Annotated in this window: 18 protein-coding genes and 1 riboswitch; of the genes, 5 read left to right on the top strand and 13 right to left on the bottom strand. The window is 51.1% G+C overall.

Going from position 1 to position 18,036, the window contains the following annotated elements; all coding sequences use genetic code 11:
• The first annotated feature begins 25 nt into the window (after nucleotides 1–25).
• Together MUG84_RS15785 and MUG84_RS15780 are read left to right on the top strand one after the other, a co-directional pair.
• Nucleotides 26–457, top strand: coding sequence for a DUF2231 domain-containing protein (locus MUG84_RS15785; protein ID WP_244726325.1), 432 nt, complete (start codon nucleotides 26–28; stop codon nucleotides 455–457).
• 197 nt (nucleotides 458–654) lie between these two features.
• Nucleotides 655–1,746: a M24 family metallopeptidase gene (locus MUG84_RS15780; RefSeq protein ID WP_244726323.1), complete on the top strand. Its 1,092-nt coding sequence runs from the start codon at nucleotides 655–657 to the stop codon at nucleotides 1,744–1,746.
• 106 nt (nucleotides 1,747–1,852) lie between these two features.
• On the opposite strand, the gene MUG84_RS15775 is transcribed toward MUG84_RS15780, so the two are convergent.
• From MUG84_RS15775 to MUG84_RS15715, 13 genes are all read right to left on the bottom strand, one after another.
• Nucleotides 1,853–2,548: a queuosine precursor transporter gene (locus MUG84_RS15775; protein WP_244726320.1), complete on the bottom strand. Its 696-nt coding sequence runs from the start codon at nucleotides 2,546–2,548 to the stop codon at nucleotides 1,853–1,855.
• Between the two features lie 239 nt (nucleotides 2,549–2,787).
• Nucleotides 2,788–4,182: an L-cystine transporter gene (locus MUG84_RS15770; RefSeq protein ID WP_244726318.1), complete on the bottom strand. Its 1,395-nt coding sequence runs from the start codon at nucleotides 4,180–4,182 to the stop codon at nucleotides 2,788–2,790.
• 290 nt (nucleotides 4,183–4,472) lie between these two features.
• Nucleotides 4,473–6,062 carry a cobyric acid synthase gene (locus tag MUG84_RS15765; protein WP_244726315.1) on the bottom strand — a complete coding sequence of 530 codons (1,590 nt, stop codon included), beginning with the start codon at nucleotides 6,060–6,062 and terminating at the stop codon, nucleotides 4,473–4,475.
• Between the two features lie 75 nt (nucleotides 6,063–6,137).
• Nucleotides 6,138–6,944 carry an adenosylcobinamide-GDP ribazoletransferase gene (gene cobS, locus MUG84_RS15760; protein WP_244726313.1) on the bottom strand — a complete coding sequence of 269 codons (807 nt, stop codon included), beginning with the start codon at nucleotides 6,942–6,944 and terminating at the stop codon, nucleotides 6,138–6,140.
• On the bottom strand, nucleotides 6,941–7,498 hold the full coding sequence (cobU, locus tag MUG84_RS15755; RefSeq protein ID WP_244726310.1) for a bifunctional adenosylcobinamide kinase/adenosylcobinamide-phosphate guanylyltransferase: 558 nt from the start codon (nucleotides 7,496–7,498) through the stop codon (nucleotides 6,941–6,943). Before cobU ends, cobS begins: the two co-directional genes overlap by 4 nt.
• A complete protein-coding gene (gene cobT, locus MUG84_RS15750; protein ID WP_244726308.1) occupies nucleotides 7,495–8,565 on the bottom strand; it encodes a nicotinate-nucleotide--dimethylbenzimidazole phosphoribosyltransferase in 1,071 nt (356 codons plus the stop codon). The genes cobU and cobT overlap by 4 nt, the downstream gene beginning before the upstream one ends.
• A gap of 55 nt (nucleotides 8,566–8,620) precedes the next feature.
• Nucleotides 8,621–9,403 (bottom strand): ABC transporter ATP-binding protein, encoded by a 783-nt coding sequence (locus MUG84_RS15745; protein ID WP_244726306.1) that lies wholly within the window; start codon nucleotides 9,401–9,403, stop codon nucleotides 8,621–8,623.
• Nucleotides 9,400–10,446, bottom strand: coding sequence for a FecCD family ABC transporter permease (locus tag MUG84_RS15740; protein ID WP_244726304.1), 1,047 nt, complete (start codon nucleotides 10,444–10,446; stop codon nucleotides 9,400–9,402). The genes MUG84_RS15745 and MUG84_RS15740 overlap by 4 nt, the downstream gene beginning before the upstream one ends.
• Entirely contained in the window at nucleotides 10,446–11,453 is a 1,008-nt protein-coding gene (locus MUG84_RS15735) for an ABC transporter substrate-binding protein (protein ID WP_244726302.1), read from the bottom strand. The genes MUG84_RS15740 and MUG84_RS15735 overlap by 1 nt, the downstream gene beginning before the upstream one ends.
• A gap of 303 nt (nucleotides 11,454–11,756) precedes the next feature.
• Nucleotides 11,757–11,970: riboswitch (cobalamin riboswitch) on the bottom strand.
• A 138-nt stretch (nucleotides 11,971–12,108) separates the two neighbouring features.
• Entirely contained in the window at nucleotides 12,109–12,735 is a 627-nt protein-coding gene (locus MUG84_RS15730) for a histidine phosphatase family protein (RefSeq protein WP_244726300.1), read from the bottom strand.
• Nucleotides 12,726–13,691: an adenosylcobinamide-phosphate synthase CbiB gene (cbiB, locus tag MUG84_RS15725; RefSeq protein ID WP_244726872.1), complete on the bottom strand. Its 966-nt coding sequence runs from the start codon at nucleotides 13,689–13,691 to the stop codon at nucleotides 12,726–12,728. The genes MUG84_RS15730 and cbiB overlap by 10 nt, the downstream gene beginning before the upstream one ends.
• Nucleotides 13,688–14,410, bottom strand: a complete 723-nt coding sequence (locus MUG84_RS15720) for an adenosylcobinamide amidohydrolase (protein WP_244726298.1) — start codon at nucleotides 14,408–14,410, stop codon at nucleotides 13,688–13,690. The genes cbiB and MUG84_RS15720 overlap by 4 nt, the downstream gene beginning before the upstream one ends.
• Nucleotides 14,411–14,480: 70 nt before the next feature.
• On the bottom strand, nucleotides 14,481–15,572 hold the full coding sequence (locus MUG84_RS15715) for a pyridoxal phosphate-dependent aminotransferase (RefSeq protein ID WP_244726296.1): 1,092 nt from the start codon (nucleotides 15,570–15,572) through the stop codon (nucleotides 14,481–14,483).
• A 167-nt stretch (nucleotides 15,573–15,739) separates the two neighbouring features.
• Here MUG84_RS15715 and lplA point away from each other — a divergent pair, with 167 nt between their 5' ends.
• From lplA to MUG84_RS15700, 3 genes are all read left to right on the top strand, one after another.
• On the top strand, nucleotides 15,740–16,744 hold the full coding sequence (gene lplA, locus MUG84_RS15710; protein ID WP_244726294.1) for a lipoate--protein ligase: 1,005 nt from the start codon (nucleotides 15,740–15,742) through the stop codon (nucleotides 16,742–16,744).
• 177 nt (nucleotides 16,745–16,921) lie between these two features.
• A complete protein-coding gene (locus MUG84_RS15705; RefSeq protein WP_244726291.1) occupies nucleotides 16,922–17,245 on the top strand; it encodes a hypothetical protein in 324 nt (107 codons plus the stop codon).
• On the top strand, nucleotides 17,206–17,850 hold the full coding sequence (locus MUG84_RS15700; RefSeq protein ID WP_244726289.1) for a TolB-like translocation protein: 645 nt from the start codon (nucleotides 17,206–17,208) through the stop codon (nucleotides 17,848–17,850). The genes MUG84_RS15705 and MUG84_RS15700 overlap by 40 nt, the downstream gene beginning before the upstream one ends.
• Nucleotides 17,851–18,036: the final 186 nt, after the last annotated feature.

Below are 18,036 nucleotides of genomic sequence, written 5' to 3'. Positions count from 1 at the left end.
CCTATTAATATTAGGAGGAAATCCTATGAATACGCCTCTTCATCCTTTGATAGTCCATTTTCCCATCGCGTTATTGTTCCTTGCGGCGATCGTGCAGATCCTTGCCCTTTGGCGTCCGAAGATGTTCGACTGGCCAGCAAACGCCCTTCTGGGACTGGGATTTATCAGCGGAATCTTGGCTTATATGACTGGTGATGCCGGAGTAGAATATGCCAAGAACGTATTCGGTGCAACCGGAGCCATGATTCACAAGCACGAAAATGTCGCCTTTTTTACCCTCTTGGTCTTTGGAGTCCTGATTGCTTTAAAAGTGCTGATTCGGTTGCCTTGGATAAAGGAACATTTTGCGAAAGGGTTACGCTGGATTACACCGCTGCTGATGATCATTTCTTTGGCCGGGCTAGTACTCATTTATTTTACCGGTCACTACGGCGGACAAATCGTGTATCACAATTAACGATTTCACATGGTTACTCAAGCACTTACCCGTACTTTCATACGGAGCAGGTGCTTTTTTTATTTCTAAGCCTTCAGCATTATAATAGGAAAGAAAACGCAAGAAAACCTTTCGGCCTCATAGAGCAAGAGTGTTATAATGAAGGGGTTATGTTAGAACGAAAAACCTTTGCCTTAGAAAGGAAGGAAAACCTGAATATGAGCAGCCGTATTGAACAATTGGAACAATCCATGAATGAAAAGGGACTGGACAGCCTGCTGATCACGGATCCCAAGCATGTGTATTATCTGACCGGGTTTGCAAGCGATCCGCATGAACGTTTTCTCGGCCTCCTGTTGGTCCGTGGAGAGGAGCCGCTGCTGATCGTGCCCGCTTTGGACGCCGAGGCAGCAAGTGCAGCTTCCAGCGTAAAAAAAATCATAACGCACAGCGATACCGACAATCCATACCAACTGCTGCAGCAGCAGTTTAAGGGCAGCATCGGAACCCTCGGCATTGAGAAGGAGCAGCTGACCGTAGCGCGTTACGAAGAGCTGTCGGCATCCGTTTCGGCGAAGCAGTACTCCGATATCGGTCCGCTCCTTCGCAGCATGCGTGTCAACAAATCCCCGGAAGAGATCAAGCGCATGAAGAATGCGATGGAGCTCATCGAGGAAGTGCTGCGTCAAGGACTAAAAAAGGTCAAAACAGGCGTAACTGAGATTGAAATCGTCGCTGAGCTCGAGTATTTAATGAAGAAACTCGGTGCACAGGGTCCATCTTTCGATACGATGGTGCTGTCCGGACCGAAAACCGCATTGCCTCACGGAACGCCGGGTGACCGCAAAATCCAGCATGGAGACCTCCTGATGTTCGATATGGGGGTATATGCGGACGGATATGCATCCGATATTACCCGTACTTTTGCGGTTGGAGAGATAGCTCCTGAGCTGAAGACCATCTACAACGCAGTGCTGGAAGCCAATCTCCAAGGCATTCAGGCCATCAAGCCGGGCGTCAGCTTAGCATCGGTAGACAAAGCGGCGCGGGATGCGATCGAAAAAGCAGGCTACGGCCCTTATTTCATGCATCGTCTGGGTCATGGCCTGGGTATGGACGTGCATGAATATCCTTCCGTTCACGGCAACAACACCGATCTGGTGCAGCCGGGCATGGTGTTCACCGTCGAGCCAGGCATTTACGTGGCAGGCCTTGGCGGGGTACGGATCGAGGACGATATTTTCGTAACGGAAAACGGTGTTAGCGTTCTGACCACCTATCCTAAAGAACTGATTACGCTCGAAGGCTGATTTTTATCTTATACAGCATAGAAAAACCGGATGCTTCATCCTCTTGGGATGCTGCATCCGGTTTGTTTTTCTCATCGTAATCCTACGATTACAATCGATTCAGACTCTATTCCTCATCTGCGAATTTGAAGTCGCGCGCAATATACAGGAACGGTGTGCCTACGGCGGTCAATACGAATTTGATAATATACGTCGTCAGGAACACTTCCAGCCAGACCGACCAGGTAAAGCCTTCTCTTCCCGCAAAAGCAATGACGCAAAAGACCAGCGTATCTACAAGTGAACTGATCATGGAGCTGCCGTTATTGCGAATCCAGAACTGATTGCGTTTGCCGTAAAACTTGCGGATCCAGGTATACAGCTTCACATCAAGGAACTGGCTTACAAAGTATGCGGTCAAACTTCCCAGCGCAAGCCGCGGCATCAAGCCGAAGATTTTCTCCAATGCTTGCTGGATTTCGTCTTCACTTCCGCCTAGCGGCGCGAAGCGCAAAGCCATCTGCATTAGCACGGTGGTCATGATCAAAGTGAAAAATCCGAACCAGACTGCCTTTTGCGCTTCCTTCCTGCCGTATTTCTCATTCAGCAGGTCGCTTGTCATATACAAGCTGACGTACATCGTATTACCAAGCGTCATGGCGATGCCGAAAACATCGATGGTTTTGGTCACCTGAATGTTAGCCACAACGGTCGCAACACCGATCCAGGCATATAAGCCTTTTTTGCCGAACAGACGGTAACACAATAAGTAAAGCGAGAAATTGACGAGTACGTAAAAAATACCCCATAGTAGATTGAACATGGTGCTTCCTCCTAGTTTTGATTACGCGGGATGGTTACGAACCGCGGTTTTCGGGCCAGGGCCTGCCTGGCCAAAAAACATGTTCTAATGTAACATAATCTACTCCCCTTGGCTACGATTTTTTGATAAACACCATATTTTACTAGCATGCAGACATGCAGAAAAAGAACCCCAGCATCATGCCGGGGCTCTGCTTATCTTGCTATAAAAGACAGCTTCCTGTCTGGTTATTTACCACCTTACACTTGAATAGCGTTATCCAGATCCACTTCGTTTTTAAAGACGTCATGATCGTTTTCTTTTAACACCTTACTGGATACAAGACCTGCCACGATCGAGTCGTTGACGTTCAGCGCCGTACGGCCCATATCGATCAGCGGTTCAACCGAGATCAGGAGACCGGCAAGAGCAACCGGAAGGTTCATCGTGGACAGCACGATCAGGGAAGCAAAGGTCGCACCGCCGCCAACACCAGCAACACCGAAGGAACTGATAACTACGACCAGGATCAGCTTCAGAATAAAGCTCCAGCTCGTCGGATCGATGCCAACCGTTGGTGCGATCATGCAGGCGAGCATGGCCGGATAAATACCCGCGCAGCCGTTCTGGCCAATCGTTGCGCCAAAGGTTGCGGACAGATTGGCAATCCCTTCGGAAACTCCCAGCTTCTTCGTTTGCGTCTCAATATTGAGCGGAATCGTCGCTGCGCTCGAACGGGATGTGAAGGCGAAAGTGAGTGTCGGCAGAACCTTTTTCACATACTGGATCGGATTGAATCCAAACAGTGTAATGATGATCAGGTGAATGATAAACATGACGATCAATGCCACGTAGGATGCAACCACAAAATTGATCAGCTTCAGAATTTCATGGACATTGGTCGTCGCCACCGTTTTTGTTATCAATGCCAGGATACCATATGGTGTCAGCCTCAGTACGATTGTGACAATCCTCAGCACGACGGCGTAGACGGCTCCGACCATTTTCCGGAAGGTTGCGGCCTCCTCCGGCTTTTTGCGATCAATACCAAGTGCTGCTACCCCGATGAATGCGGAGAAAATAACAACCGCTAGTGTAGAGGAGCGGCGTGCGCCCGTCATATCAGCAAAAGGATTGGTTGGTATAAATTCAAGAATCTGCTGCGGAATCGTCTTATCTTGTACATCTCCGAGCTTCTGCTCCAGCTTTTGTCCTTGCGCATTTTCACGGTCACCCGCTTGAATATCGATGGCTTTCAGATTAAAGCTCAAGCTGGACGCGATACCGACAGCAGCTGCGATCGCTACGGTGATCATCAGCACACCGATAATGGATCCGCTCATTTTGCCGAGATTCTGTCTGCCCTTCAAATTCATGATCGCAGAGATAATCGAAACCATAATCAGTGGAATAACGACCATTTGCAGCAGGCCAACATAACCGTAGCCCACCAGGTTGAACCAATCCGTTGACTTGGTGATGACGCTCGAATCAATCCCGAAAATCAACTGCAAGGCAACACCGAACACGATGCCCAGCCCAAGTCCGGTAAATACGCGTTTCGTGAATGAGATATGCTTTTTCTGCATCCAGACCAGCAGGCCGATGAGAGCCAGCATGACGATCACATTGACAATAACCCATAGTGTGTTCATCTACTTTTTGCACCCCTTTATCCTTATTTATGTTGCCGGACGTGAGTTTAATCATACAAAAAGTCAAGCTTCACATACCGGCTCCGAAATTGTTTTTTTCATATTAGCATAATCCATAGTATTTGGATAGGATTAATTTTAAAAAATATTTTTTTGGGATTTTTTTAGATAAAATGCATTCCTACAATTGAAAAAAGAAGCCATCCATTAAACCTCTTTTGGATGACTTCTTCTCAATTTTTACCTATTTTTTTATATTTATAACTTGTGAAACATCATCAACATCCTGGTTAAACAGTAATGCCGATGATCTTATAAATCTCGTCCATTCGCAGGTTCTGCCGCACGGATGCCGCTACGCGATCGAATTCCTTCTCTTTGAACTCTTTAACGGAGAAAGTGCTGTCAACCTGCGGCATTCCTTTTGCTTCCCGAATCCCATTAAGCCAGCTCCGGCGGAACTCATCGTTATGAAAAATCCCATGCAGGTAGGTTCCCCACACCCGGCTGTTTACCGAGCCGCAGCCCTCAGCTTTCAGCTCTCCTCCATTATCCTGAATTTGAAACAGAGGCATAACATCTCCATCCGAACCGGCAAGCACTTCCGTGCTTCCCATATGTATTTCATAGCCCTCGATCGTAACAGAGGCGGATTGACCCGAGCTAGCAAGCTGCACTGGACATTCTGGAGACAGCGTTCCGCTGACGCGGACGGTTCTTTTCTCCTCAGCGAAAATCGTGGCAAGCGGCAGATACCCCAGCCCCTTCACTTCCTTCGCCTGCTGACTCTCCACCCCCTGCGGGTCACTGAGCATACTACCGAGCATCTGGTAACCGCCGCAAATGCCGATCAGCTGGATTCTGCCCCACTTCATGGCCCGGGCGATTGCTGCCTCGAAGCCCTGGTCTCTGATATGTTCCAGATCTCCGATTGTATTTTTCGTTCCCGGCAGGATGATCACATCAGGATTTCCCAGCTCGGAAGCTCTGCTAACAAAACGAACCGAAACGCCGGGCTCCTCTATCAGCGGATCGACGTCAGTGAAGTTGGAGATGAACGGACTGCGGATCACGGCGATATCGATTTCAGCTGATTCTGCCGGATGTCCTGCCCCTATCCTTTTCTCCAAAACAACGGAGTCTTCCGCCTCCAAGCGAAGATCGTGAATATAAGGCAATACGCCGAGAACAGGAATACCTGTCCGCTCCTCAAGCCAATCCAGACCCGGCTGCAGCAGTGATAGGTCGCCCCGGAATTTATTGATGATAAAGCCCTTCACACGCTCACGTTCATGCGGTTCCAGCAGCTCCAGGGTACCGACCAGAAACGCAAAAACGCCGCCGCGGTCGATATCCGCAACGAGCAACACCGGCGCATCCGCCCAGCCGGCCAAATTCATATTTACGATATCCCGATCCTTCAGGTTGATCTCGGCAGGGCTTCCCGCGCCCTCCATCACGACAATGTCATATTCGGAGCGCAGCCGACCGAGCGCTTCCATCACTGTATCCTTGGCTCTTGGGAGATAATTGCTGCGGTAATCCGCCGCACTCATATTCGATAGAGGACGTCCGTGGACGACAATCTGGGAATGCATATCATGTGTAGGCTTGAGCAGGATGGGATTCATATCCGTTGTCGCTTCAATGCCGCAGGCTTCCGCCTGCATGCCCTGAGCCCGCCCGATCTCTTTGCCGTCCGCCGTCACATAGGAATTCAGCGCCATATTTTGCGATTTGAAGGGAGCTGTCCGGAAGCCGTCCTGCATGAAGATCCGGCAAAACGCGGCTGTAATGACGCTCTTGCCTACATCCGAGGCCGTTCCCTGAAGCATCAATACAGCCGTGCTTCCGGCGTTCCCCTGTCCTGTCTTGTTCATGATGGCTGTCCCTCCTCAAAATAAAAGATCTTCAGTGTTTCCATCACGACTGAAGATCTATCTACGAATCATTTTCTAGCGGTACTGAATGATCACAAGAACAAGCAGCATTACGGTTTCAAGCCCCTCATTCAATGCACCATAGGTATCGCCGGTCAGGCCGCCGAGCTTCCGGGTCATCCGCTGCGCCGCCCAGGTTCCAACCGCCCATGCCGCAATCGGCAGCAGCAGCCATGCCAGACCGGCCTGCAGCAGCGTGAAGTCCCCGATGCCAAGCAGCGGAAACATTGCAGCAGCCACTCCGGTTAGAATAACCGCGCCAGGCACCGCCGCCAGACTGTGACGTTTCTCCATGTCGTTAAAATTCTTTCCCGCCAGGCCTTCTTTGCCCCTCGCCATAGGCCAGGATGCCATCGCATGGACCATAAACCAGCGGCTCCAGACCGGTGGCAGCAGTAACACCAATGGCGGCCAGCCGCCGGTGAGCAGAGAATAGATCAGCGATGTCTTAAGCAGCAGGATCAAGACGCAAGCCAGCACCCCCATCGCGCCGACACGGCTGTCTTTCATAATCTCCAGCATCCGTTCCCGTGATCTGTAGCTCAGCAGACCATCAGCGGTATCCATCCATCCGTCCAGATGAAGCCCGCCGGTTAAAGCGACCCATAGCGCAAGAATGAGCACCGCTGCAGGCAGCGGCGGCAACAGATAGGAAGCAGCAACCGCACCGCACCAGACAACCGCGCCAATAGCTGCACCCACCAGCGGATAATAGCGTGTGCTCTTCCGGAACAGCTCTGGCGTATAATCAAGCTGTGCTTTCACCGGAAACCGGGATAAAAATTGAAAAGCGGCGGCAACCGCCTGCATTCCTTGATTCATAACCGATACTCCCTGCTCTTCAGCTCAATCGGTATGCCGACAGTCACAAGAAATACCTGGCTGCATACACGCGCTACAGACTGATTCAGGATGCCTGCGTAATCTCGGAAAATCCTGCCGAGAGCATACTCCGGTACAATCCCGTCTCCGACTTCATTAGTCACGAGGACAAGCGTGCCAGGATAAGCCTTGATGCTTGCCACCAGCTTATCAATGGCTTCACGAATACGAAGCTCCATATCTTTCTGTCCTTCTACCGCCAAAATGACATTGGACAGCCACAACGTCAGACAATCCACCAGGACCGCTGGCGCTTTCGTTTCCGATTGCCAGGACTGCAGCAGCTCCGGCAGACGCAGCGGTTCCTCCACGGTTCGCCAGGAAAATTCCGCTTGATTCCGCTGCTGTTGATGCAGTGCAATCCGATCCTTCATCTCCTGATCAAAGGCTTGGGCTGTGGCCACGTAAACCGCGTGGTCCGTATTCGCCATCATCCAGCGCTCCGCAAAGGAGCTCTTTCCGCTTCTTGCTCCTCCTGTCACCAGAATACTCATGATTGCTCGGGTCCTTCGCTGCCTGATATACCCGCGCTCTCAAAAGTTGCCATCTCGCTGACAATCCGGCATGCAGAATCAATCAGCATCAATTGGAGTACCCCGCCTGTGCCTTCACCGATGCGCATATCCAGGTCCAATCCCGGGCGTAGATCCAGCGCTTGCAGCAGCAGCCGGTGTCCCTGCTCATGAGAAGCATGGGATGCGACCATAAACTCCGCCGATTCCGGACAAATCGCCCGCGCCAGTAGCGCCGCCGCACTCGAAATAAACCCGTCAATAACGACAGGGCAGCGGTTCGCAGCCGCACCCAGGATAACGCCTGTCAGGCCGCCGATTTCAAGCCCACCGACTTTAGCAAGCACGTCGATCGGGTCTGCCGCATCCGGCACATTCACGTTTAGAACCTTTTCAATGACGGCAATTTTATGCTTCAGGCGCTCATCATCGAGACCCGTACCTCTTCCTGCTGCTTCATGGGGCTTCGTGTTGGTCAATGCGCACATCACAGCCGCGCTTGCGGTTGTATTACCGATACCCATTTCCCCAGTTACAAAAACACTCACGCCACGCTGCACCGCTTCCTCCACGATCCGGATACCCGTTTCAATGGATTGTTCCGCTTCTTCGCGTGTCATAGCTGGTCCCTTGGCCATATTGGCCGTGCCGAAACGGACCTTGCGCGAGACCAGATTCGGATGCGAAATATCGTTATTGACACCGATATCCACGCAGACCACTTCGGCCCCGGCCTGTCTTGACAGCACGTTAACCGCCGCGCCGCCGGACAGGAAGTTGAAGATCATCTGCGAAGTGACTTCCTGCGGAAATGCGCTGACGCCTTCCTCGCATACGCCGTGGTCTGCAGCCATAACGATAACTTCCCTTTTGTCAAAAGAAGGCTTGATCTGTCCGGTAATACCGGCTAGCTGTATAGCGAGCGACTCCAGCTTCCCAAGAGCGCCAGGAGGAACCGTCAGATTACCGATATGTGCAGCTTCTGCACGGGAGGCTTCAATGTCAAGGCCTGTAATTCGTTCAACATATTGTTCTAAAAATGAGTTCATGATGTTTCCTCCTAAGTTCGATCATTTTCTATACAAAGTCTAACCGTTTACATAGCTACATGGTTTGCCTGGATAACAGCACCTGCGGTACACCGCTGGCCGGATGAGCCACAACAACAGGCTCCACTTCATATACGACCCGAATGTTTTCTGCCGTCAGCATTTCCTGCGGCGTACCCATGCCAACCGCCTTTCCGTCACGAAGCACGAGCAGCTTGTCACAATATTGAGCCGCCAGATTGAGGTCATGCAGTACGGCGATGACTGTGATTCCCGTTTCCTTCCTCCAGTTCGCCACTAGCTCCATAAACTGCTGCTGATAGTGGATATCCAGAAAACTTGTCGGCTCATCCAGCAGTAAAATGCTGGGCTCCTGCGCCATCACCTGTCCCAAAGCCACGCGCTGCCGCTGGCCGCCGCTCAGCTCATCGAGCGGTCGTTCTGCGAGCTCGTGCAGCTTCAGCTTATCCATGATCCCTTCAATCAACGAATCGACATTCTCTGAGGAGTCGCGCCCGAGCCAATCCATATAAGGATAACGTCCCATTTCAATCACTTCCCTCACAGGGTAATGAATGGGCGCAATTCCCTCCTGCTGGAGCACAGCCATCATTCGCGACAGCTGCTTCCGGCTGTAATCTGTAACATTTTTGCCGTTGATGTTGACGACACCTGAGCTTACCCGTTCCACTCCCGAAAGCAGACGCATCAGCGTTGACTTGCCGCTTCCGTTCGGGCCGATGATCCCCCACCATTCACCTTTCCCAATGGTCCAATCTAGGGGATTCAAGGCAGTGATGCCGCCAAACTGCTTGCCTACGCCGAGCACCTCGATCAAGAGCTTCGCCCCCTTCGCTGCTTCTTACTGCGGTACAGCAGATAGCCGAAGAACGGCGCACCCACGAACGCAGTCACTACGCCAAGCGGGATTTCCGTTGGAGCCAGGACGGATCGTGCAAGCGTATCTGCCCATACCAGAAATATACCCCCGCCGATAGCGGAGAGTGGAATGATAAACCGGTAATCAGGACCTACGATCAGCCGAATCACATGGGGAATGACAAGTCCTACGAAGCCAATGACACCAGCCATGGATACGGCCGCCGCCGTCAGCAGCGTGCTGACGAGAAGCACCGAAATCTTGAGGCCTTCCACATTCACGCCCAAATGTGCTGCCTGCCGTTCCCCGAGAGACAGCAGATTAAGTGAACGGGCCCGGCTCCAAATGAATACGAATCCAACCAGAAAATAAGGCAGCAGGATGGCCGTATACGACCATCCTCGCATGCTTAAGCTACCCATTGTCCAAAATAAAATCTCATTGACCGTCTGCTTGGACATCGCGGTCAGGAAAGAAACGACCGCCCCGAGAAAGGACGACATCACCACGCCTGAAAGGATCAGGCTGTTCGTGGGGATTCTCCCTCCCTCGCGAGCCAGAGCCATGACGCCAAACAGCGTCAGTGATCCGGTGACAAAGGCCACTACAGGCAGCGTCCATGCGCCGAGCACGGAGTACTGCATGCCAAAATAAATCAGGATCGACGCGCCGACCGCTGAGCCGGAGGATACCCCGAGCGTGAACGGGTCCGCCAGCGGATTGCGAAGCACACCTTGAAATCCGGAGCCTGCTACCGCAAGGGCAGCTCCGACAAGCATGCCAAGCAGCACGCGGGGCAGCCGAACATTGATGATGATTTGCTCAAAAGAAGGATTCCACGTCGGTTGAATCGCATCCCCGATCCAAGGCAGCCGGTGTAACACGATCAGAACAATGTCCTTGACTGGAAGTGCGACCGAGCCGATCCCCAGACAGATCAGCAGGGTCAGCACCAGCAGCACGATGCCTATCCCTCCGTAACCTGCCAGTTTTTTACTCATTATTGAAACAGCTCCGGATAGATGGCTTTAGCTACTTCTTGAAGACCTTGCGTTACACGCGGACCCGGGCGACTGAGGAGATTATCATCCAGTCCGATCACGGCTCCGTTCTTCACGGCTGTAATCTGGTCCCAGCCACTGCGGCCTTTAATGATGTCTCCGAGGCCTTTATTGGTTTTATCGTCGATAACGCTATTCGCGTATAAAATGACGTCAGGATTATCCTTTATTATCTTCTCTTCGCTAATCTGGTTCCAGCCTTGCGTATCGGAAGCCACGTTGATGCCGCCGGCAAGAGTGATGAGTTCATCCATGAACTCGCCTTTACCTACGGTCCAGCCAGGGGAGAACTCGATATATACTTTTTTCTTCTGATCGTCACTCAGAGATTTTACAGCCTCCATAACCTTGCTCTCTTCCTCTTTCATCTGGTCAACGACCTTTTGCGCTTCAGCTTGATGATCTGTAATGAGTCCGTATGTCTCGATATTCTTCATGACGTCATCCACGGTCTTTGGATTTGTTTTAAAAATCGGAATGTTCATCTCGCGCATCTTTTTCACTGCTTCCTCACTCATGGAAACGCCCGTGAATACAACATCCGGCTGGGCTGCGATGATGGCTTCCTCATTCGGTTTCATGATGCCGCCCATTTTAGGCTTGGACTTTGCCTGTTCCGGATAGTCGTCGTAGTCGGAAACGCCTACAATTTCATCATTCAATCCGATTGCAAACAGCGCCTCAGTCTCTGCCGGTGACACGGAAACGATATGCTTCGGCGCTTCTTTGAATGTAAAGGATTGTCCGGTTGCATCCTGCAAGGTTAATGGATATGTCGTCTTCAGACTGTCTGTTTGTGCCGGCTCGGTTGTTTCCTTTTTCGCCGGTTCCGGCTGTTGTGCTGTCTGGCTGTCCTTCGTTTCATTGCCGCAGGCCGTAAGCGATAACGCGAGCAGCAGTGCCGCCATTCCGGTTGACCATCTTTTCATTGACGATTTCAAATTCATATACAAGTTCTCTCCTCTTTATGGTTCGTTTGGGTTGACACATAAGAGGCCTGGCGATATGACGATCATGAATACTGCTTGACGGAGTACATCACGGAAAAACAAACGATGCAGTCAGGCGGCTATGCGCCGGAGGACTGCCCACGCTTTTCCCAACAAAAAACCCTGATTCTTAGAAGAATCAGGGTTTACGTCTGCTCGGACCTTTGCTGCTGCAGCCGTGCTCGGCCGGCACCATTGATCTAAAGTTAAAATCAGCAGTGCGCAAAAAGGCGCTAGAACGTAATCCTTTCCTCGAAGGACCGTCATTACTCTTATGAGGCAGGTCTCCTGACTTACAGGCTTGGTAGTATCATCCCGGCCTTCCCATTCCTTTTCAGCGGAAGCAGTGGCATATCGGGATATTCCTGTTTTACAGTGGCGGGACCGTGCCGGATTTGCACCGGCTTCCCTTTTCACCCGGATGAAACAAGCAGCGGCAGCTGCTTTTTCCAGGACCTCGTAAGCTATCATTATTCACTTTCATTTCCAGGCAATGCATCTCTAATACTTGATTATAGGTGATATCTTACAACCTTACAATGACATATATCACAATCACAGCGTAGTTTGACCTGTATGCGGCTGCCCACAGGGAACTCATTTTAGACTCATTTCAAATGATATGAAGGCCACCGCCCGACCAGCCAATTTCATTGTGTTCCAGCTTCAGAACGAGCAAATCTCCCGGTTCAATTCTTATATCCCAAAAGGCTATATCCTGATGAAGATGATGTACAATCTGCCGAATCACGCCTCCATGAGCCACCAGAAGTACTGATGATACCAGAGGAGAATCGAAAACTTGTACATCCTCTGCGATCCGCAGCATGGATTCTAGAAACTCCGTAATCCTGTGTTCAAATGCTTCCCAAGACTCGCCCTGCGGAGGAGCAATATGCCGCGGGTCGTCCAACCACTGCCGGTACAGGGGAATATCCTTAAGCTGATCATAGGTATGTCCTTCCCAATCCCCAAAATCCATTTCCCGCAAACGGCTGTCATATACAGCTTCGTTGGACAGGTCTGGACGTACCAAATTCAGGCTTTCGCGGCAGCGCACAAGATCGCTGCAGTAGATGCCGTCAAAGACCATTTCTTTCAATTTGTCACGGGTAGAAATCAATTCCTCACGGCCTTTACTGCTGAGGCTGAGATCCGTATGACCCAAGTAGCGCTTCTGTTCATTCCACACCGTAGAGCCATGCCTCATAAGCACGAGATTCAGCCGCTTCATGTCCATAATGTACCTCCCGCTCCCAATATCTCAAGCAGTGCAAGGACCAAGAACATCACCGAGGTTGTCAGTAATAGCCGATTCGTAAGCAGAATATCCCGGGCTTCCATCGGTCTTATCGCATCACCCATGTAAGCCCTGAACGAGGTAACGCCATGGTACACGTTCGTTCCGCCAAGTCGGATCCCCAGCGCACCGGCCACCGCCGATTCCGGAAAACCGCTGTTGGGACTCGGATGCCTTCTCGCATCACGTTGTACCGTGCGGAATGCTCTTTTATAGTCCATCCCCAGAATCAATGCGGATACCGTAAGCAGAAGTGCCGTCAGCCGGGCTGGAATCCAGTTGGCGATATCGTCAAGCCGGGCCGAGGCCCAGCCGAGATGAATGTATTTATCGTTTTTGTAGCCGACCATCGAATCCAGCGTGTTGACCGCGCGGTATGCCATGGCAAGAGGAGCCCCGCCGATAAGCGCATACAGCAACGGGGAGATGACCGCATCCACGATATTCTCGGCAACGGTTTCCACCGTCCCACGTACAATCTCCGGCTCATCCAGATGCGAGGTTTCACGGCCGACAATCATGCTGAGACTGGTGCGTGCTGCCGGCAGATCGCCTTTTTGCAGATGCCGGTACACCTCCATCCCCGCGTCCTTCAGCCCCTTGACCGCAATTGTCGTAGCGATCAGCACCGCTTCGGCAGCCCAGGCAAGCCAGGGATGAACCCAGCTGAGCAGCTTCAGCAGCACCCAGGTGATGACAAATGAACCTCCCACCACCAGAAGCGGCAGCAGAATACCAGCTTTTTTCAAGTTAGTAGGAGAAAAGCGGCTGCGAATCCAAGCTTCCAGTCTTTTGATCGCTTTTCCCATGCCAATGACCGGATGCGGAATCCAGCGCGGATCTCCGATCAGCAGATCCAGAACAAATGCCCCCGCGAGAATGAGGATGGCTGTCAACTGCGCTCCGCCCATGCCGTAAGCAACCCCTCTTTTACTGCGCTGTACACGGTACGCCCAATCATGTCGCCCAGATCCGTGGCCGTTCCCGCATATTGATGTTCGACCGGATAGGCTCCGCTTTGGCTTACTCCAAGAATAATCGCGTCTGAGGTTGTGCCCGTTGCCACCAGTCCGTTCTCCGAATCGCGTACATTCAGATCGGCAAGAGCAGCCGCTTTGGCCTCCACCGCCGTCATCACCGCATTGATCATTGCCGCCTGGGTCAGCTTGGCATCAATCATCAGCATAATGTTCACGGTTCCCGGAATGTATGCCGGAAAAGTCGTACGCTCGGAGCCCGCTCTCGCCGCATTGGAGGTACCGGAGGTTGCACAGCAGAAGACTGCTGCCTCCGCATTTTTCGCCTCCATCACCGACGCATACCGCAGCTGTACGGCTGTCAGCAGACCGGCTGTCGTATCGATTGGATATCTCCATTCCCGCAGCCATTCCATCACATCTCGTACCGGATCCGAACAGTCGTAAGAGCGGTCCACATAAATATTGGCGATTCTCCGAAGCCGTGTAACGCCCCCGCCATGAACCGCGCTGCCCATCGTTTCAACCATGGAAGGCAGCTGCAGCAGCACATGCCGTTCCCCCTGCTTCAGCGTAAGTCCCGGCCATACCTCCGATGCATATTCCGTTGTTACTCCGTCCAAAAATGGTGTTGCCACTTTATTTTCCCCCTTTTCATATCCACTGAAGAAGATGGTCTCCTGTTTGTTTTTCGAGAACCCATCCTGTTCATAAATCCACTTCGATACCTAGCACCTCTGCCATAACCTTCAGAAGCTGCTTGTTGTCCTCCTGCGCTTTCACTGCGACCCGAATATATTCTTCTCCAAGTCCGGGATACATCGCGCAGCTGCGGATCAGTACACCTCTCTTGCCCATTTCGGTTTGCATACGCTCCGCCGTCCACGGGACCGGAAGACCCGCCAGCAGGAAATTGGCTTCGCCCTCGCTGACCTCACAGCCCAGCTTCCGCAGACCCACAGTCAGCAGCCGCCTCTGCTCGGTGATCAGTCCAATCGTGTCCCGCTCATAGCTATCGCCGCAGTTCAGACAGGCTTCACCTGCTAGAAGAGCAAGCCCGTTGACGCTCCAGGTCACTTGCTTATTCGTCATAGCCTGTACCAAATCCGGGTGGGCTGCCGCATACCCAAGGCGCAATCCCGGAATCGCGTAAAACTTCGTCATCGAACGAACCAGAATGGTATGAGGATATCGTTCAAGCTCTGGCAGCAGCGTCTGTCTTTTCGCCTCTGGAATGAAATCGATAAAAGCCTCATCCACCACCAAATATGTACCGCATCGCTCCGCTTCACCCGCCAGATGACGCATCAGATCCAGTTCGTATTGAATCCCGTTCGGGTTATTGGGCTGTCCAATGAACAGCAGATCCACCGACCTGAAAAGCCCTTCGATCTCTGCCACATCTGCCCGCCAGCCGTTTTCACGAGTTCCGAACACAGACTGAACCTGTGCACCAAACTGTTCTGACAGCTGCGTATATTCCGAAAAGCAAGGCTCCACGATCCCGACTCTTCGGGGCTGAAGCCCAAGCAATATTAAAGCCATGCATTCCGCCGCCCCGTTGCCTATGCACAGCTGATCCGCACGAAGAGACAATCTTGAGCCAAGAAGTTCTTTTAAAGCACGATGTCCAGGGTCCGGATACCGAATGATAGATGATAATGCGTGCTCCAGCTGTTTCATGACGCCAGGAGGAGGTCCAAGCGGATTGATATTGGCGCTGAAATCCAAAAATCCGCTTCGGCCATAAGTCTCAGCAGCACTCTCCAAATCGCCGCCATGTCCGTATCTTTCTAGCATGAGTACGATTCCCCCAGTCTTTTGACATTCAGTCATGATCGAATCCATTATTACTCCAACTTTTTGGCCCCGTCAATGCAAAATCTTTTTTGTTTCTTGCAACCGATTGGTTTACAATGGATTTAAAAGGAACTATTAAACAGGCCTTTAAACGGAGGAATCAAGCTATGCTGTTTATTGATAATCAAGGAATCACGGATCCGGCCATTAATCTGGCTATCGAGGAGTTCACGCTGAAGCATCTGCCAATGGAGGAAGACAGCTATCTGCTGTTCTACATCAACCGTCCTTCCATCATTATCGGCAAGCATCAGAACACCATCGAAGAGATCAACCAGGAGTATGTAAAGGATCACAATATAAAAGTCGTACGACGTCTTTCTGGTGGCGGGGCGGTCTATCATGACCTCGGCAACCTGAACTTCAGCTTTATTACGAAAGATGACGGTCAGTCGTTCCATAACTTTCTGAAATTTACCCAGCCGGTGATCGATGCACTGCGCAGCATGGGCGTGAATGCTGAGCTCAGCGGACGTAATGACCTGCAGGTCGGCGAGCAAAAAATCTCCGGAAACGCCCAGTTCTCAACCCGTGGCCGGATGTTCAGTCACGGCACGCTGATGTTCAACCTGAATCTGGATGATGTACAGGCTTCTCTGAATGTCAATCCGGAGAAATTCAAATCCAAGAGCACCAAGTCCGTACGCAGCCGGGTTGCCAATATTAGCGACCTGATGGAAGGCAGCATGACGATTGAGGAATTCCGCTCCGAGCTGCTCCGTGCCATTTTCAACATGGATCCAAAGGAAGTGCCGCAGTATCATCTGACAGAAGCCGATTGGGATAAAATCAATGAAATTTCCAAGGAACGCTATCAGAACTGGGAATGGAACTACGGGCAATCGCCTGAATCCAACGTCAAGCATACCAAGCGTTTCCCTGTGGGCATTATCGATATCCGGATGGACATCAAGGAAGCGCGCATTCAGGACATTAAAATTTACGGCGACTTCTTCGGCGTAGGCGATGTGGCGGATATTGAGGACAAGCTCCGCGGCAAGCGCTATGAGGAGTCCGAGGTTCGCGAGGCTTTGGCGGATGTGGATATCAAGCATTATTTCGGCAACATCGAGATGGATGATTTTATCGGGCTGGTATTTTTGGAAGAATAGTATTCTTCTTCAAGCACCCAACTGCACAGAGAGGCCATGACTGCATGGACCTCTCTTTTTGATGATTTTTTTATTCCAAAATCCATTTTTAGTAAAAACCGCTTCTCTCCGCAGTAACTTCTCCGGCTTCCCTGTCGTCTAAGCATTAGATAAAAAATCAAACAGAGGAGCCATTTGATGAAGAGAATAATCAGCATTTCGGTCCTGCTCGCCATGATGCTATCGCTGTCCGCATGCGGAGGCGGAGATAAATCAGCTGAAGATCAACCGCCGAACTCGTCGTCGAAGACCAATTTAGAACAAGGTACGAATTCAGATAACATCGAACCATCAACAAATAGCAATAAGAATGAAGAAACAGTAGCCAGCAACAAGAACAATGAAACCAACAGTGGTAAAAAGATAACCGACCCTATGGATCTTTCTCAATACTACCTGAGTGCAAACCTGTTGCTAAAGAAGTGGATAAAAGCCATATTTTATGGCAGCAGAGCAGCGTAACTCTAAAAGCCAGTCTTGGAGAATCGGAAGTATCGGCGGCTGTCAGTTCTGTGTCCATCGACAAAGGAAACCAGCACTTCGATCTGAAGCTGGAACCTAGGCCAAGCGGCATTACTGCCATTGCCCTTTCTGCGGATGAGTCCTATCTCGCCATTGAAGCCTCCTATCACCTAGGAATTCCCCTGACTTTTGTTGTCGATCTTAAAGACGGAACATTGATTTCCCTTGTGGATCGGTTGAAGAAAAGTAACGTTGAGCAAGCCGACATAACGACTACCTTCGCATGGTCGCCAGAAGGAAACAAGCTGACTTTCAGCTGTGGCAAGGATGCCAGCCTGTGGCTGTGCACCTATGATATAGACCAGGAGAAGTTCTCCCGTGTCCCCACAGACAGGGATTTTAACGGCTATATCAGTATGGCCTGCATCATGTGGAGCAACGATGGCCAAAGCGTAAGCTACATCAGTGAGTATCCTTCGGATCATATGAAAATGTACCGTTACAATCCCGTTGATCGATCTGTTATGAGGATGAAGGATCTAAGCCGCGCGGAGCTTGATAAGTTTCAGAAATTCAGCCCTTATATTCTCGGCAGCCAGCAGTAGAACCATGACTCATCCATCCCAGCCAGCTTAAAAATATGGGGGCCCTTTTTCTTAAATTCATGCATACCTTAAAATGCGAAAACCCCTGCTCCTTAATAAAAGGCCAGGGGTTTTCGATACTCTGAGGCTGCCTTCAAGGCAGCTTTTTTGCTTGTATAATACTTTACATTCTATATGGGATCATAA

This window comes from Paenibacillus mangrovi, from assembly GCF_022898935.1.
GTDB lineage: Bacteria > Bacillota > Bacilli > Paenibacillales > Paenibacillaceae > Paenibacillus_AQ > Paenibacillus_AQ mangrovi.
This window is presented reverse-complemented; position numbering and strand designations above follow the sequence as displayed.

What these genes read in the sequence shown, in the direction of transcription:
- MUG84_RS15785 (WP_244726325.1), top strand. Translation starts at nt 26, where the DNA reads ATGAATACGCCTCTTCATCCTTTGATAGTCCATTTTCCCATCGCGTTA.
- MUG84_RS15780 (WP_244726323.1), top strand. Translation starts at nt 655, where the DNA reads ATGAGCAGCCGTATTGAACAATTGGAACAATCCATGAATGAAAAGGGA.
- MUG84_RS15775 (WP_244726320.1), bottom strand. Translation starts at nt 2,548, where the DNA reads ATGTTCAATCTACTATGGGGTATTTTTTACGTACTCGTCAATTTCTCG.
- MUG84_RS15770 (WP_244726318.1), bottom strand. Translation starts at nt 4,182, where the DNA reads ATGAACACACTATGGGTTATTGTCAATGTGATCGTCATGCTGGCTCTC.
- MUG84_RS15765 (WP_244726315.1), bottom strand. Translation starts at nt 6,062, where the DNA reads ATGAACAAGACAGGACAGGGGAACGCCGGAAGCACGGCTGTATTGATG.
- cobS (WP_244726313.1), bottom strand. Translation starts at nt 6,944, where the DNA reads ATGAATCAAGGAATGCAGGCGGTTGCCGCCGCTTTTCAATTTTTATCC.
- cobU (WP_244726310.1), bottom strand. Translation starts at nt 7,498, where the DNA reads ATGAGTATTCTGGTGACAGGAGGAGCAAGAAGCGGAAAGAGCTCCTTT.
- cobT (WP_244726308.1), bottom strand. Translation starts at nt 8,565, where the DNA reads ATGAACTCATTTTTAGAACAATATGTTGAACGAATTACAGGCCTTGAC.
- MUG84_RS15740 (WP_244726304.1), bottom strand. Translation starts at nt 10,446, where the DNA reads ATGAGTAAAAAACTGGCAGGTTACGGAGGGATAGGCATCGTGCTGCTG.
- MUG84_RS15735 (WP_244726302.1), bottom strand. Translation starts at nt 11,453, where the DNA reads ATGAATTTGAAATCGTCAATGAAAAGATGGTCAACCGGAATGGCGGCA.
- MUG84_RS15730 (WP_244726300.1), bottom strand. Translation starts at nt 12,735, where the DNA reads ATGGACATGAAGCGGCTGAATCTCGTGCTTATGAGGCATGGCTCTACG.
- MUG84_RS15715 (WP_244726296.1), bottom strand. Translation starts at nt 15,572, where the DNA reads ATGCTAGAAAGATACGGACATGGCGGCGATTTGGAGAGTGCTGCTGAG.
- lplA (WP_244726294.1), top strand. Translation starts at nt 15,740, where the DNA reads ATGCTGTTTATTGATAATCAAGGAATCACGGATCCGGCCATTAATCTG.
- MUG84_RS15705 (WP_244726291.1), top strand. Translation starts at nt 16,922, where the DNA reads ATGAAGAGAATAATCAGCATTTCGGTCCTGCTCGCCATGATGCTATCG.